Origin of the sequence: Vibrio sp. GLN_1, assembly GCF_043106015.1 — a bacterium.
Classification (GTDB): domain Bacteria; phylum Pseudomonadota; class Gammaproteobacteria; order Enterobacterales; family Vibrionaceae; genus Vibrio; species Vibrio parahaemolyticus.
Genome location: NZ_JBICMD010000018.1, coordinates 56,906 through 72,645, shown reverse-complemented (window position 1 = coordinate 72,645; position 15,740 = coordinate 56,906). Strand labels below are relative to the sequence as shown.

At 47.0% G+C, this 15,740-nt stretch carries 13 protein-coding genes and 4 tRNA genes; 10 read left to right on the top strand and 7 right to left on the bottom strand.

Annotated elements, in window-relative coordinates; translation table 11 throughout:
* Nucleotides 1-44: 44 nt before the first annotated feature.
* The 5 genes from ACF8OV_RS11155 to orn form a co-directional block, all read right to left on the bottom strand.
* Nucleotides 45-121: transfer RNA gene (locus tag ACF8OV_RS11155), tRNA-Met, on the bottom strand.
* A gap of 39 nt (nucleotides 122-160) precedes the next feature.
* Nucleotides 161-236: transfer RNA gene (locus tag ACF8OV_RS11150), tRNA-Gly, on the bottom strand.
* 19 nt (nucleotides 237-255) lie between these two features.
* A tRNA-Met gene (locus ACF8OV_RS11145) sits at nucleotides 256-332 on the bottom strand.
* A 35-nt stretch (nucleotides 333-367) separates the two neighbouring features.
* A tRNA-Gly gene (locus ACF8OV_RS11140) sits at nucleotides 368-443 on the bottom strand.
* 156 nt (nucleotides 444-599) lie between these two features.
* Nucleotides 600-1,145 (bottom strand): oligoribonuclease, encoded by a 546-nt coding sequence (gene orn / locus ACF8OV_RS11135; protein ID WP_021454005.1) that lies wholly within the window; start codon nucleotides 1,143-1,145, stop codon nucleotides 600-602.
* A 127-nt stretch (nucleotides 1,146-1,272) separates the two neighbouring features.
* Between orn and rsgA the strand changes: the two genes are divergently transcribed.
* From rsgA to ACF8OV_RS11110, 5 genes are all read left to right on the top strand, one after another.
* On the top strand, nucleotides 1,273-2,337 hold the full coding sequence (gene rsgA / locus ACF8OV_RS11130; RefSeq protein WP_015297418.1) for a small ribosomal subunit biogenesis GTPase RsgA: 1,065 nt from the start codon (nucleotides 1,273-1,275) through the stop codon (nucleotides 2,335-2,337).
* A 124-nt stretch (nucleotides 2,338-2,461) separates the two neighbouring features.
* Nucleotides 2,462-3,319, top strand: a complete 858-nt coding sequence (asd, locus tag ACF8OV_RS11125) for an archaetidylserine decarboxylase (protein WP_005496488.1) — start codon at nucleotides 2,462-2,464, stop codon at nucleotides 3,317-3,319.
* A 169-nt stretch (nucleotides 3,320-3,488) separates the two neighbouring features.
* Complete coding sequence (locus ACF8OV_RS11120) at nucleotides 3,489-4,904, top strand: DASS family sodium-coupled anion symporter (RefSeq protein WP_015297419.1); 1,416 nt, start codon at nucleotides 3,489-3,491, stop codon at nucleotides 4,902-4,904.
* A 266-nt stretch (nucleotides 4,905-5,170) separates the two neighbouring features.
* Nucleotides 5,171-7,051: a methyl-accepting chemotaxis protein gene (locus ACF8OV_RS11115; protein ID WP_203505009.1), complete on the top strand. Its 1,881-nt coding sequence runs from the start codon at nucleotides 5,171-5,173 to the stop codon at nucleotides 7,049-7,051.
* Nucleotides 7,052-7,207: 156 nt separating this feature from the next.
* Complete coding sequence (locus ACF8OV_RS11110) at nucleotides 7,208-8,095, top strand: DMT family transporter (RefSeq protein WP_140087983.1); 888 nt, start codon at nucleotides 7,208-7,210, stop codon at nucleotides 8,093-8,095.
* An 82-nt stretch (nucleotides 8,096-8,177) separates the two neighbouring features.
* On the opposite strand, the gene gpmM is transcribed toward ACF8OV_RS11110, so the two are convergent.
* Entirely contained in the window at nucleotides 8,178-9,710 is a 1,533-nt protein-coding gene (gene gpmM, locus ACF8OV_RS11105; RefSeq protein WP_005456931.1) for a 2,3-bisphosphoglycerate-independent phosphoglycerate mutase, read from the bottom strand.
* 548 nt (nucleotides 9,711-10,258) lie between these two features.
* Here gpmM and ACF8OV_RS11100 point away from each other — a divergent pair.
* The 5 genes from ACF8OV_RS11100 to ACF8OV_RS11080 all read left to right on the top strand — a co-directional run bounded on the left by ACF8OV_RS11100 (nucleotide 10,259) and on the right by ACF8OV_RS11080 (nucleotide 14,688).
* Nucleotides 10,259-10,693, top strand: a complete 435-nt coding sequence (locus tag ACF8OV_RS11100; RefSeq protein ID WP_005381472.1) for a rhodanese-like domain-containing protein — start codon at nucleotides 10,259-10,261, stop codon at nucleotides 10,691-10,693.
* Between the two features lie 224 nt (nucleotides 10,694-10,917).
* Complete coding sequence (gene secB / locus ACF8OV_RS11095; protein WP_005456911.1) at nucleotides 10,918-11,382, top strand: protein-export chaperone SecB; 465 nt, start codon at nucleotides 10,918-10,920, stop codon at nucleotides 11,380-11,382.
* A gap of 196 nt (nucleotides 11,383-11,578) precedes the next feature.
* Nucleotides 11,579-12,616 (top strand): NAD(P)H-dependent glycerol-3-phosphate dehydrogenase, encoded by a 1,038-nt coding sequence (gene gpsA / locus ACF8OV_RS11090; protein WP_005496473.1) that lies wholly within the window; start codon nucleotides 11,579-11,581, stop codon nucleotides 12,614-12,616.
* A gap of 78 nt (nucleotides 12,617-12,694) precedes the next feature.
* On the top strand, nucleotides 12,695-13,516 hold the full coding sequence (gene cysE, locus ACF8OV_RS11085) for a serine O-acetyltransferase (RefSeq protein WP_005496472.1): 822 nt from the start codon (nucleotides 12,695-12,697) through the stop codon (nucleotides 13,514-13,516).
* Nucleotides 13,517-13,542: 26 nt separating this feature from the next.
* Nucleotides 13,543-14,688 (top strand): murein hydrolase activator EnvC, encoded by a 1,146-nt coding sequence (locus tag ACF8OV_RS11080; protein WP_005456946.1) that lies wholly within the window; start codon nucleotides 13,543-13,545, stop codon nucleotides 14,686-14,688.
* A gap of 76 nt (nucleotides 14,689-14,764) precedes the next feature.
* Here the strand turns inward: ACF8OV_RS11080 and ACF8OV_RS11075 are convergent, their stop codons facing one another.
* Entirely contained in the window at nucleotides 14,765-15,721 is a 957-nt protein-coding gene (locus ACF8OV_RS11075; protein WP_025537098.1) for a hypothetical protein, read from the bottom strand.
* Nucleotides 15,722-15,740: the final 19 nt, after the last annotated feature.

The window sequence follows — 15,740 nt, the reverse complement described above, 5'->3', positions numbered from 1 at the left end:
TGAGCTAGTGTCGCATATCAACAGCAAACGCTATTGATTAAATTTGGTTGCGGGGGCCGGATTTGAACCGACGACCTTCGGGTTATGAGCCCGACGAGCTACCAAGCTGCTCCACCCCGCGTCCGTATTTCATTGTTAAGCACAATGAGAGCTATCAAATTGGAGCGACACACGAGGTTCGAACTCGTGACCTCAACCTTGGCAAGGTTGCGCTCTACCAACTGAGCTAGTGTCGCATGTTCTCAAGAAGAGAATTGGTTGCGGGAGCCGGATTTGAACCGACGACCTTCGGGTTATGAGCCCGACGAGCTACCAAGCTGCTCCATCCCGCGTCCATGTATCATTGCTTAATGCAATAATAAAAATTTGGAGCGACACACGAGGTTCGAACTCGTGACCTCAACCTTGGCAAGGTTGCGCTCTACCAACTGAGCTAGTGTCGCATCAACAACGTTTCCGCTGTTCAGGGCTGCGAATTATAAGAGCATTTTTTTGTGATGCAAGTCCTTCGTTCAAAAAAACTTTAATTTTTTACTGAACGACGAAAAAGCAAGCAAAACAATCAAGAATGACAACAATTTAGATCGCAGCCTTAACAGTTAGATCGTAAAGATCGTTTCGCGGTAGTACTTTAACTCCGCAATAGATTCACGGATGTCGTCCAACGCTAAATGTGTGCCCTGTTTAGAGAAACCGTCCAGCACCTCTGGCTTCCAACGACGAGTTAGCTCTTTTAGTGTACTCACATCTAAGTAACGGTAGTGGAAGTACTCTTCCAGTTCAGGCATATGCTTGTACAAGAAACGACGGTCCTGACCGATGCTGTTACCGCAGATTGGCGATACGCCTTTTGGTACCCATTTTTCTAAAAATTCGATGGTCTGTGCTACGGCATCTTGCTCAGAGATTTTGCTGTTCCGAACGCGCTCAACCAAACCGCTAGCCGTGTGCGTGTTGGTGCACCAATCGTCCATTTTGGCTAGCTCTTCTTCTGGCTGATGCACGGCAAGCACTGGCCCTTCAGCTAAAATATTCAGTTCGCTATCCGTGACGATAGAAGCAATTTCGATGATTTTGTGCGTTTCAGGATCAAGCCCTGTCATCTCTAAATCCACCCAAATTAGGTTTTGATCGCTAAAGGACATGGTTACGCCGCCTATTTGTTTATCGATAAAAGAGGTACTATACCTGAAAATACTTGAAACACGATACTCGCGAACTTGAGCCGAGAACGAGCTCAATCGCTTGAGTTAACTCACTAAGTAAAACATTGTGGCAAAGAAGAAAAAGTTAACCAAAGGTCAGGTGCGCCGCGTACGCAGCAACCAACAAAAACGCCTAAAAAAGCAAGAAGAGTCCATCCAATGGGATGAGAACATGCTTGGCGCAAGTAAACAGGGTCTAGTGATTACTCGCTTTGGCCAGCACGCTGACATCGAAGATTTAGAAACTGGCGAGGTTCAACGCTGTAACCTACGTCGTGGCATTGAGTCTCTGGTTTCCGGTGACCGAGTGCTCTGGCGTGAAGGTCTTGAATCAATGGCAGGCATCTCAGGTGTTGTGGAAGCCGTAGAGCCTCGTACATCGATGCTGACTCGCCCAGACTACTACGACGGCCTCAAACCAGTTGCGGCAAACATCGATCAGATGGTGATTGTCTCGTCTGTATTGCCTGAGCTATCACTGAACATTATCGACCGTTATTTAGTGGCCGCAGAGACACTCAACATCGCACCATTGTTGGTGCTCAACAAGGTTGATTTGCTTGAGGCAGATGACCGTGCAATGTACGAAGAGTGGCTCAAAGAATACGAGCGAATTGGTTATAAAGTGCTGTTCGTGAGTAAAAATTCTGGTGAAGGCATTAGTGATTTAGAAGTGCAGTTACGCGATCGTATCAACATCTTTGTTGGTCAATCTGGCGTAGGTAAATCGAGTTTGGTTAATGCATTAATGCCTGAACTAGAACAAGAAGTGGAAGAAGGCGCAATTTCTGAAAACTCTGGCTTAGGTCAACACACCACGACAGCAGCACGCCTTTACCATATTCCAACTGGCGGCGATCTTATTGACTCACCAGGGGTTCGCGAATTTGGTCTTTGGCACTTAGAGGCTGAAGAAGTCACCAAAGCGTTCGTTGAGTTCCGTCCATACCTTGGTGGCTGTAAATTCCGAGACTGTAAACACAACGACGACCCTGGCTGTATTCTGCGTGAAGCCGTTGAGAAAGGTGAAGTGAGTGAGGTTCGTTTTGAGAACTACCATCGCATTCTAGAAAGCATGATGGAGAACAAGGCAAACCGCCAATACTCACGCAACAAGAAGGCCGATCTGTAACCAGATTGTCTGAGCGACTGTGTAAGAATTCTTCACCGAATACTGACAAGCACATTAAAGTTCAGTAACATCACGCGCCCAAAGCGCGAATCTAACAGAACAGACAGAAGTATCGGAATTAAAGATGGACAAGATTAAAGTTGGACTGCAGTACTGGATCCCACAACATGGCCTAACTCGCCTAATGGGCAAACTGGCATCAGCCAAAGCTGGTAGTCTAACCACCGCGGTCATTCGCTGGTTTATCAAACAGTACAATGTGAATATGGACGAGGCAAAGCACTCTGATCCTAAGCATTTCAAAACGTTCAACGAGTTTTTTGTTCGTGAGCTCAAGGAAGGCGCACGCCCAATCACTGAAGGTGATGAGATCATTACGCACCCAGCAGATGCTTGTGTTAGCCAATTTGGCCCGATTGAAGATGGTCAACTGATTCAAGCAAAAGGCCACAACTACTCGGCGCAAGAGCTGCTTGGTGGTGATGAGAAACTCGCAGAAGAATTCAAAGACGGTTCATTCGCAACGCTATACCTATCGCCTCGCGATTACCACCGTGTACACATGCCATGTGACGGCACATTACGCCAAATGATTTACGTTCCTGGTGATCTGTTCTCAGTAAACCCTCTGACAGCAGAAAACGTACCGAACCTATTTGCACGTAATGAACGAGTGGTATGTATCTTCGATACCGAATTTGGCCCAATGGCACAAGTTCTGGTTGGTGCAACCATCGTAGGCAGTATCGAGCAAGTTTGGGCAGGCACCATCACGCCACCTCGCGGTAACACGGTCTACAAATGGGATTACCCAGCAGAAGGTGACAAAGCCGTTATCCTGAAAAAAGGCGAAGAAATGGGTCGCTTCAAACTGGGTTCGACTGTGATCAACCTGTTTGCGAAAGACGCGATTGAGTTTGACGTAAGCATGGAAAACGGCCAACCAACCGTAATGGGCACACCTTACGCCCTGAAAAAATAAGCGAAATTCAGTTAAAAGAGCCCTTTATCAAGGGCTCTTTTTTTATTGATGAAAAGCAAAATTCTGTTCGAAATTTAGACTCTCTTCTCCAAACTCATACCTGCCTCTAAGACCCTAAATCCACAATCATTTATCCTGCGCTTAGGATGAATATTTAGAGGGGCTACCAATGCCAAAGATGAATGTCAGCACGCTGGCTAAATTGCTGGTGTGTTTTTTAATTCCGCTCGGTGTTTTGATGATGCCGATTGATGCTATTCCCATTGATGATCTCACTTTAATTCAGCATCGCTTGTTGGCCATTTTTCTTCTTGCTGCCCTACTTTGGGTTCTTGAGCCGGTTCCCGTTTTTGCTACGTCCATTCTTATTATCGCTCTCGAACTGATCATGATTTCCGACAAAGGCTTGCATCTGTTTCGCAATCCACCACCAGGGCACGATCTTGGTGAGCTGATCAACTACACTGATATCTTCTCTGCCTTTTCGTCACCAATCATTATTCTTTTTATGGGCGGCTTCGCATTAGCGATTGCCGCCTCTAAGTATGAGCTCGACAACAACCTCGCTCGCGTGTTGCTTAAACCATTTGGCAACCAGCCCAAATTCATCATGCTCGGACTGATGTTGATCACCGCGGTGTTTTCCATGTTCATGTCCAATACCGCAACAACGGTCATGATGTTAGCGCTACTTGGCCCTATTGTGGCGTCAGCACCGAAAGGTGACTTAGGCATTAAAGCACTGGTTTTGTGTATTCCAATAGCCGCCAATACAGGTGGTATTGCTACGCCAATAGGTACGCCACCGAACGCCATCGCACTGCAATATCTCACTGGAGAAAACACCATCGACTTCCTCTCATGGATGATGATGGGCTTACCTTTTGTCTTAGTGCAATTGACCATCGCTTGGTTCTTACTGCAAAAGCTGTTCCCATCGAGCGAGCCAGAAATGAAACTCAAGTTGGATGGCACTTTCAAAAAGAGCTGGCGCGCAATGGTGGTTTACGTGACCTTCGCCCTCACCATCGTCTTGTGGATGACCACCAAAGCTCATGGCATGAATACGTACGTCGTCGCGATTATTCCTCTGGCAGTCTTTACCTTAACGGGCATCATGGGCAAAGAAGAGCTCAAACTGATCAACTGGGACGTATTGTGGTTGGTTGCCGGTGGTATTGCGATTGGCATTGCACTCGATAAAACGGGCTTGGCAGAAGCGCTCGCCCACGCAATTGATTATGAGGCGCTGTCTCCATTTGCGGTGGTGGTCGCACTCTCCATCGTATGTTGGTTGATGGCCAATTTTATGTCGAACACCGCGACCGCGAACTTGTTGATGCCAATTGCCGCAGCTATCGGGGTTTCCATGCCGAGTTTGGCCGCTGTCGGTGGCTTACAAGGCTTACTGGTTGTGGTCGCATTCTCGGCTTCACTGGGCATGATTTTACCTGTCTCCACCCCACCAAACTCATTAGCGTATTCAACGGGCCTGATAGAAAGCAAAGACATGGCGAAAGTCGGACTCATCATTGGCTTAATTGGTCTGTTTATAGTTTACGGCGCTGTGTTGATTCTCTTCTAACGTTCTGGCTCTGTGAGGGGTTACGCCTTCACAGAGCCCCTTCATTCCCATTACCTCGACTTCGTTCCCCTTTGCACACCATGATGAATAGAGATTTAACAGTGCATTGCTGAATAAAAATCACACCATGTGCCTCAAGTTTCATCACTAACTGTCGATAAATTCACTAAAGCCTTTCATGTAACGCTCTGTGCTTGAATCGTCTAAACCCTCTGGAGTCACACGTTGTGACACTGATCTTTTTGTCTGTTTATAAAGGTTAGACAATGAGAAATACCATTAAGTTAAAAATCCAGATTGCTATCGCAGTCATTATCGCCATCGTAAGTGGCGTTCAAGCTTGGGTTTCCGTTAATCAACTTCACGAAGAAACCACATCCACACTCAATCGAGAAATACAGAATATTTCTGAGTCGACTAACCGTTATATCAGCGATTGGCTCTCAATTCGTAGCGATATGATGTTGGCTAACGAACAAATCATCGCAGGTTCTGATGATGCAGATCGCGAGTTATTGCTGACCAAACGCGCGGGGAAATTTCTCTCTGTTTACGCAGGGTTCTCTGACGGCGCTATTGCCTACGGCGATAAAAGCGAATCATGGCCATCCGATTACGATCCTCGAACTCGCCCTTGGTATCAAGACGCGATGGCACAATCTGGGCTGATCATTACCGAGCCATACCAAGATTTTGATGGCAGTATTGTGGTCAGCTTTGCCAAAGCGTTTAACCAAAACAAACAAGGCGTATTGGCCGCTGACTTGGCCGTCACAGACATCATCAACGAAGTATTGAATATCCAACTGGATAACAACGGCTTCGCGTTTTTGGTGGATGGCAACAATAATCTCGTCGCTTATAAAGATGAAAAGCTCAGCCAGAAACCGCTCACCACGTTAAATCCAGAACTGACTCGCGATAAAATGGCCAACTTGGCACAACACGCGAAGCTAGAAACAATCACGTGGCCAAAACAAGGCGGCCAACTGATTTATGTTGCTCAAGTCCCTAACACCGATTGGTCTCTGGGCGTTGTGCAAGACAAACAAATGGCTTTTGCATCCGTTTCGGAGCAAGTGACCTTTACTGCCATTGCTTCAATCGTGATGTATTTGATCATCGCTGCCATCAGCACTTACGTGATCACTCGCCTACTACGTCCACTGCAAACTTTGTCGGATGCACTCTCTGAACTGTCACAAGGTGAAGGTGATTTGACGCAGCGCATCGAGATTGAACGCATGGATGAAATTGGTGAACTGGCCACGCACGTCAACCAGTTCCTTGCTCAGATGCAATCAATGCTAAAAAACATCGTCGAAAACAGTCAGCAGTTGTCAGAACAAGCACAACAGGCGAATGAACTCTCAGCCATGGCGGCAGGACGCGTTGAGCACCAACAAAATGACGTAAACCAAATTGCTACGGCCATTCATGAAATGTCGGCAACCGCTGCAGAAGTCGCAAGTCATGCAGAATTGACCGCAAGTGCATCCCAAAACTCCGCATCTGCCTGTGTGGAAGGTCAAAGCGTTATTCAGAAAAACCGAGAAGCGATTGTGTCGCTTGCTGAGCAAGTGAGTGATGCGGCAAATGTGATTTCTGAACTGGAAGCGAACACCCAAAGCATCAACCAAATCCTGTCTACGATTCAAGGCATTGCTGAGCAAACCAACCTGCTCGCTCTCAATGCGGCCATCGAAGCAGCACGCGCGGGTGAACAAGGACGCGGATTTGCCGTGGTAGCGGATGAAGTACGTGTACTTAGCCAACGCACTCATGGCTCAACAGAAGAAATCCGTACCATGATTGAAACGCTGCAAAGCAATACCAAGCTTGCCGTAAACAGCATGCAAGCCAGCACTAGCTTGGCAGATACCAGCGTGGATTACGCACAGCAAGCGCACGACAGTCTAACCAGCATCACCAACTCTATCACTGAGATTAATGATATGGCGATGCAGATTGCGAGCGCAGCAGAAGAGCAGCGAGCGGTAAGTGAAGACATCAGCCGCAATACTCAAGGTATCAAAGACGATGCAGATGTCATTGCTGAGCAATCACTGAAAAGCAGTGAAGGCGCACGCAGAATGTTCAACACAGCGAACACCATGCGAGAAAACATCAGTCGCTTTAAAGTGTAAACCGCCCCGAAAAAGCAGCTCCCAGAGCTGCTTTTTTATTGATGTTATCTAGCCCTTTAACTTCCCAATAATAAATAAAAAAATGATGGCATTGCTCGTGGCATTTCATGCATATTAAAAGCCCTCAACCCTATTCAACAAGGACGTCTATCAATCATGGGTTACGAATGGCTTGCTCTGTGCGCTGCCTTTTTATGGGCGGTTTCCAGCCTGATTTCGGTTATTCCTGCGCAGCATCTGGGTGCCTTTTCTTACAGTCGTTGGCGGATGGGCTGCACAGCCGTGATTTTGTCGACCATGGCGTGGATAACCGGCGGTTGGCTAAGTGTGTCTTGGGAACACATTACGCCGATGATGGCATCAGGATTGATAGGGATCTTCATTGGCGACACCGCACTGTTTGCTTGTTTGAATCGCATGGGGCCAAGGCAAGCGGGCCTGTTGTTTTCCTGCCATGCCGTGTTTTCCACCATCTTAGGTTATTTCCTGTTTAGCGAAAGCATGACGGCCATTGAACTGCTTGGTTCTGCACTGGTGTTTAGCGGTGTGGTGATGGCGATATTCTTTGGCCGACGCGGACAAACTAACAATGTGCTCGAGGAAATCAAAGGCAACATTTGGGTTGGAGTCTCACTCGGCCTTACCGCTGCAATATGTCAGGCGCTCGGTGGCATTATTGCCAAACCGGTCATGCAAACCAGTGTCGACCCAATCGCTGCATCGGCAATTCGAATGATCAGCGCGTTCGTTGCGCACTGCTTGTTACTTATCGTTGGTGTAAAAGTTGCTCGCTCCACCCAACGTATTACTTGGCGTGTTTTTGGCATTACGGCGTTGAATGGCTTTCTCGCAATGGCCGTAGGAATGACGTTAATTCTTTACGCGCTGCGCGAAGGGAACGTAGGCATGGTTGCTCTGCTATCTTCAACCACGCCAATCATGTTGCTACCGCTGCTCTGGGTTTACACTAAACGCCGACCAAACCGATTTGCTTGGTTTGGTGCGGCTCTAGCGGTGATTGGTGCGGGGATTTTGGTTCAGTAATCTTACAAACCAGTCCTTATTACCAGACACAAAAAAGCCCGAGTTTATACTCGGGCTTTTGTCATTCTGAGTCGTCAGTTAATTACTTAACTAGCACATCACCAGACATTTCAGCAGGGATTTCTAGACCCGCTAGAGAAAGCATTGTTGGTGCAAGGTCAGACAGTTTACCGCCTTCTTTGAACTCAACTGCTTTGTCACCGACGTAGATTAGAGGCACTGGTAGGTTAGTGTGTGCAGTGTGAACGCCGCCAGTTTCAGGGTCGATCATCATTTCTGCGTTACCGTGGTCCGCAGTGATCAGTAGCTGACCGCCAACTTCTTTGATTGCTTCAACCACTTTGCCTACGCTTTCGTCTAGTGCTTCGATCGCTTTTTCAGCTGCTTCGTAAACACCAGTGTGACCAACCATATCTGCGTTAGGGTAGTTACAGATGATTGTGTCGTACTTACCAGACTTGATAGCCGCAACCAATTTCTCAGTTAGCTCTGGAGAGCTCATTTCTGGTTGTAGGTCGTAAGTTGCTACTTTTGGAGAAGCAACCAATTGACGCTCTTCGCCTTCAAATTCGTTCTCAACACCACCGTTGAAGAAGAAAGTAACGTGCGCGTATTTCTCTGTTTCAGAGATACGTAGCTGAGTTTGACCTTGCTTAGATAGCCATTCACCGTACGTGTTTTCTAGAGACGCTGGTGGGAATGCTGTTGCTAGAGGGATATCTGCCGCGTATTGAGTCAGCATCACGAAGTTGATTGCTGGGAATACTGCGCGCTCAAAACCGTCAAAACCAGGAACGAATGCACGTGTGATTTGACGTGCACGGTCAGCACGGTAGTTCATGAAGATAACCGCATCACCGTCTTGCATGATTGCGTCTTCTTGACCTTCTGCTTTAATCGCCGTTGCTTTCACGAACTCGTCGTTTTCGTCACGAGCGTAAGCCGCTTCAAGACCAGCAACAGCCGTTTCTGCTGTGAATTCAGCTTTAGCTTGGGTTAGTAGATCGTATGCAACTTGAACACGTTCCCAGTTGTTGTCACGGTCCATTGCGTAGTAACGACCAACTAGAGAAGCAACGCGGCCTTTACCTAGTTTCGCGAATAGATCTTGGAAACGTTGTAGTGAGTTTTCTGCACTGCGTGGTGGAGTGTCACGACCGTCTAGGAAACAGTGTAGGTAGATTTTCTCAGCGCCACGAGCTGCCGCCATTTCAACCGCTGCGTAGATGTGATCTTCGTGAGAGTGTACGCCACCTGGAGACATAAGACCCATGATGTGTACTGCTTTTTCTGCTTTCACTGCAGCGTCGATAGCTTCCACTAGAGCAGGCGTTTGTTCGAACTCACCATCAGCAATTGATTTAGTGATACGAGTTAGATCTTGGTATACAACGCGACCTGCGCCAATGTTAGTGTGACCAACTTCTGAGTTACCCATTTGACCATCAGGAAGGCCAACATCCATGCCTGAAGCAGAGATTAGAGTATGTGGGTTGTTCGCAATCAGAGCATCCATTACTGGTGTTTTCGCATTCGCAATTGCGTTACTTGCTGTGTCTTCACGGTAACCGTAACCGTCAAGGATAACTAGAGCCAGTGGCTTCTTAGCTGACATAGTGATGACCTCATCAAATTTAAGTAACTTTTGGCGTAGGGCTTCGCTGCCCTATCTAACCTTGAAACAAAACTAGCGTAATTTTACTACACTTTTTAACCAAAACTGTAGGTTAAGATCAAATAATGTTTGCGATTTAATGTTGCTATCTTACAAGTTAGCGAGCAACCAAGCGTCACCAACAAACGTGTTCCACAAGCATAGTCATTCCCAATACGCTTTGTACACCCAAGCCCACATTCGATGGCACGCCTCTCAACGTTGCCACAAAACTGTCAAAACGGTCTTCTTTTAGAGCGCTCAACATAACTGGCTGAGGATAGGTTCTATTGTTCTCTTTTCTTGGCAAAACAGAAGTCACTTAGACCGATTACTTCGATAGGAAAAAGTGATGAATAAGGATAGGAGAAGAGATGCGATAACAAGGACGTAGCGAGTTTATAGAGATCTCAATTATTCGTTAGAAAATTTTAACCCTCTCGCCTAAGAGGCTTAACCCCGCTATACTCCTGCTTTATTTTTCCGCCAACAGCGTAAGAGCTCAAGACATGCAAGAGTACATTGAATTTTTCCAACAGAACATGATTCTATCTTTGGTTTGGGTAGGTCTTCTTGTCGCATTTATCATGAACATCGTGAAGTCAGCGACAGCAGCATACAAAGAAATCAACGTAAACCAACTGACTCATTTAATGAACCGTGAAAACGGCGTTGTTGTGGATATCCGCACAAAAGATGAGTTCAAAAAAGGTCATATCACCGACTCACTTCACATTTTACCTTCAGACATCAAAGCTGGTAACTTGGGTAGCCTTGAAAACCATAAATCAGACCCAATCATTGTTGTATGCAAGACGGGTCAAACCGCTCAAGAAAGCGCGAACCTTCTAGTAAAAGCGGGCTTTGAAAAAGTTAGCCTACTTAAGAATGGTTTGATTGCATGGAACGAAGCAAACCTACCTTTAGTTCGTGGTAAAAAGTAGGAACGTGGCAAAAACTAAGGTACGCATTTAAACGCGATTTTGCCAAGCCTCGTGGATATAAAACTGAGCAAATAGAAAGCAGTTGAAGCCCTAAGTTGTGACGCTTTGCACGTAATACACGCTTCATCTAGTCAAGGTACATTTGCTCAGTTAGTCTCAGGACAAACCAAATTTCTGAGTTTAGGCGTTTCTAGACTCAACAAATGTTTATTAAGGATTTAAAAATGGCTGAAGCAGCACCTCAAGAAGCACAACAAAACTTCGCAATTCAACGCATCTTCCTAAAAGACGTTTCTTTCGAAGCGCCAAACTCTCCAGTAATCTTCCAAAAAGAATGGAACCCAGACGTTAAACTAGACCTAGACACTCAAAGCCGTGAGCTTGGTGAAGGCGTTTACGAAGTAGTTCTACGTCTAACTGTGACGGTGAAGAACGAAGAAGAAACTGCGTTCCTATGTGAAGTTCAACAAGGTGGTATCTTCACTGCTGAGCAAATGGAAGCTGGTCAACTAGCACATTGCCTAGGTGCATTCTGCCCGAACATCCTATTCCCTTACGCTCGTGAAACTATCTCAAGCCTAGTTGTTAAAGGTACGTTCCCTCAACTGAACCTAGCGCCAGTTAACTTCGACGCGCTATTCATGAACTACCTACAACAGCAAGCTCAACAAGGCGAAGCTCAAGCGTAATTCACGTTTTGTAAGTGACGAACAGCCATAAGCGCTTTCGTCACCGACTCGAAGAAAATGCACATAGCGTCTACCATCCGATGCAATGTGCATTTTTTATTTCTGACAAAAGTTCCTAGTTCCTAATCCCTAGAGAGCGTAAAATCTGGTGATTATGAACTAGATTCTACTAGTAGAAAGACAATTAGGCGGTAGCATGACACAAGCAAATACAAACAATGCTTACGGTAAAGACATCGCAATGACTGTAATTGGCGCAGGCTCATACGGTACTTCTCTAGCGATCTCCCTCGCGCGCAATGGTGCGAACGTTGTCCTTTGGGGACACGAGCCTGAGCACATGGCTCGCTTAGAGGCGGATCGCGCGAACCACGCATTTTTACCAGGTGTTGATTTCCCAGAAAGCTTGATTATTGAATCGGATTTAGAAAAAGCCGTTCAAGCAAGCCGTGACTTGTTAGTTGTGGTTCCAAGCCATGTCTTTGGCATCGTGCTTAATAGCTGCAAACCGTTCCTGCGCGAAGATTCGCGTATCTGTTGGGCAACCAAAGGTCTTGAACCTGAAACTGGCCGACTACTCAAAGACGTCGCGTACGACATCATCGGTGAGAACTACTCGCTGGCCGTTCTATCTGGTCCAACGTTCGCGAAAGAGCTCGCGATGGGTCTACCAACTGCGATTTCCGTTGCCTCTCCAGATGCGGAATTCGTGGCGGATCTGCAAGAGAAAATCCACTGTAGCAAAACCTTCCGCGTGTACGCGAACAACGACTTCATCGGCATGCAACTTGGCGGTGCAGTGAAAAACGTTATCGCAATTGGCGCAGGTATGTCAGACGGCATCGGTTTTGGTGCAAACGCACGTACTGCGTTGATTACCCGTGGCTTGGCTGAAATGAGCCGCCTTGGCGCTGCACTTGGTGCCAAACCAGAAACCTTTATGGGTATGGCTGGTTTAGGTGACTTGGTTCTTACGTGTACTGACAACCAGTCACGTAACCGCCGCTTTGGTTTAGCTCTCGGTCAAGGTAAAGACGTTGACACGGCACAAGAAGAAATTGGTCAAGTCGTAGAAGGCTACCGCAACACGAAAGAAGTATGGATGCTCTCCCAACGCATGGGCGTTGAGATGCCGATTGTTGACCAAATTTATCAAGTATTGTATCAAGGAAAAGATGCACGCCTGGCAGCGCAAGATTTACTTGCTCGTGACAAAAAAGCCGAAGGAAAGTAGCACTCTACGCACCTTCGCACCTCATCTGAGAAGAATAGAAGTTGTCGGGTCACGGAAGAACCACTCAGGATATTGAGAATGAAACACTGCGAAAAACAAAAAGTCTGGAACAAAATTGTCTCAGAAGCCCGTGAAATGTCAGAGCAAGAGCCTATGTTGGCGAGCTTTTACCACGCAACCATCATCAAGCATGAAAGTTTGTGTGCGGCACTGAGTTACATTTTGGCCAACAAATTAAACACGGCGTCGATGCCAGCAATGGCCGTTCGTGAAGTGGTCGAAGAGGCATTTGCCGCAGACCCTACCATCACGGATTTTGCTGCGTGTGACATTTGTGCGACGGTCAACCGCGACCCTGCTGTTTCCATGTACTCAATGCCATTATTGTATTTGAAAGGTTACCACGCGCTGCAAGGCTATCGTGTGGCAAACTGGTTGTGGAAACAAGGCCGTCATGCCCTTGCGACGTATTTGCAAAACCAAATTTCTGTGGCGTGTCAGGTAGACATTCATCCAGCAGCACGTATTGGTAGCGGCATCATGCTCGACCATGCGACGGGCATCGTGATTGGTGAAACAGCGGTGGTTGATAACGATGTGTCGATCCTGCAAGACGTCACCCTAGGTGGTACAGGTAAAGAGTGCGGCGATCGTCACCCGAAAATCCGTGAAGGCGTGATGATTGGTGCAGGTGCCAAAATTCTTGGTAATATCGAAGTGGGCGAAGGGGCGAAAATCGGCTCTTGCTCCGTAGTATTGCAAGCGGTGCCACCGCACACGACCGTAGCAGGCGTACCCGCGAAAATCGTCGGTCGACCAAAAACAGACAAACCGTCTCTCGATATGGACCAAGGCTTTAACGGTAAATCACAAAGCTTTATCCATGGAGATGGCATTTAACCGTCTTCTGATCCTTTGACAATAATGTGGTAGGTAACTCTCAAGTGCGAAAACAAAATCACCCAGTGCTCCGCTCGGCTATTTTATTAACTTGTGCTTTATCTGCCACCTATCCCCTCTCTTCTTTCGCCGCAAGTCAGCAAGAGCTCAAAGGCGTTTCCAGCGAAATCAATCGCCAAAAGAAGGCGTTAACCTCGCAAGAGAAACAGCTTAACGAGCTGCAAAAATCGCTCAAAGACCAAGAGCTTGGCATTTCTAAGCTGGAGCGAGAAATCAAGCAAACCAAAGCCGACCTTGCTCAAGCAGACAAGAACATCAATAAACTGGAAGAGAAAATCTCCTTGCAAGAAGCCCAGCGCCAAGCACAAGAGGAAGAGCTCAAGCAGTTGCTGCAAACGTATTACGTGACCGAGCGAGCGAAAGCGAATGGGCACTTATTGAATCAAGGCGTAGAAGAAGACCGCATTAGCCAATACTTTCAGCACTTAGCCAAGGCTCGTGCCGAAGTGATTGATGCTATCACCAAAACCACTCAAGAGTTGGCGCACAACAAAAACCAACTTGAGCTAGAGAAAGAGCAGATTGAAACCCTGCTCAAGCAGCAATCAGAAAAGCGTACCGCACTGGCCAGTACGCAGTCGAATCGTAAGCAAACGCTGAACAAAATTCAGAGCAGCATTAAAAACGACAAACGTTACCTTGCTGAACTACAACGCAATGAAACCCGTCTAAAAGCCGAGATTGCAAAAGCCGCCAAACGAAATGCAGTACCAATGGACGGGCTCGGCAAACAGCGCGGCAAACTACCATGGCCACTCAAAGGCAGTGTGTTACATAACTTCGGTACGCGTCAAACCGGACAAGTAAACTGGAAAGGTATGGTGCTTTCCGCTAACTATGGTCAACAAGTTAAAGCAGTTTACCCTGGCACAGTCGTATTTGCAGAGTATTTAAGAGGTTACGGTTTAGTGGTGCTGCTTGATCACGGTAAAGGTGACATGACGCTTTACGGCTACAATCAAGCGTTAACCAAAAAAGAAGGCGATAAAGTCACCGCAGGCGAAGTGATAGCACTCGCTGGTGATACAGGCGGGCAGGACCGACCATCACTGTATTTCGAAATCCGCCGTAATAGTGAAGCACAGAACCCGAAGTCTTGGTTAAAGCGCTGATTATCTAACTGATTTACTTGTAGTAAAAACAAAGGAGCCACTCGGCTCCTTTGTTGTATTCATATTTTGGAAAATGCTATGCGTAGTACGTTTCGACCGCATCAATAAATGCATTCACATCTTCTTTGCGTAAGGCATTAATACCCGCAGCCGCCTCTCGCCCACCACCTGTCGGGAACTGCCCACACACGGCAACAGCACCTTGTTTATTGTTCAATGGTGCACGGAGTGAAACTGTGTAAGTAGCATCTGCGTTTTCTGTGAGTACCGCATGCGCAGAGTCTGGATTTTGGTTTGCCAGCCAGTTGCCATACACACCGCTGATTCGACGTGATGCGGCCGTGTTTGGTAGCTCAAACAACTTCAATGTGTCGCTTTCATGTGTGGCTGGTACCGCTTGCGCGGCATCCATGTCTTGTTGGTAAGCTGATTGCAATTGATAGTAAGGCGAGGCTTTATCTTCAATGACTTCGAATGGCGAAATATATTGAACCAACGCTCGGTATAAATCCGCAGGATGGAAATGAAGATCGTCGACTTTCGAGCCATAACCGTTGTAGTTGATTAATGTACCGAGCTCTTTTAACTGCGCTTTTTGCTCGTTATTAAGTCCGGCTTGATCCGCCAGCGCATCCGCTTTAGCAATCAAGTTATCACCGTAAGCAGCGGTGATCGCCCAAGTATGAAAGCGTCCTTCCAGCAACTTATCGACAATCAAAGCGGTACACATATTAGCGTCAAGATCGATATGGGCGTCCAAATTACCGTGTTGAGGAATGTCACCAGCTTTGTGGTGATCGGCGTAAAACACGTGCGCGCCTTGAGCCAATGCTTGCTCTAAACCAGCCATGTTCTTTTCCATCGAAATGTCTAACACAGTCAGCTCATCACCCGCTTGCACGTCCACTTTTTCCACCAGCTTAATATCGCGCTTTACACCAGTAATTAATTGGGAATCGATAGGGTCAGCCAAACGCAGTTGTAGAAGTGCGATGATGCCGTCTGCATCACCATTGAAGATGTCGTAATTCATTGAGCGATAGTTCCTTTAT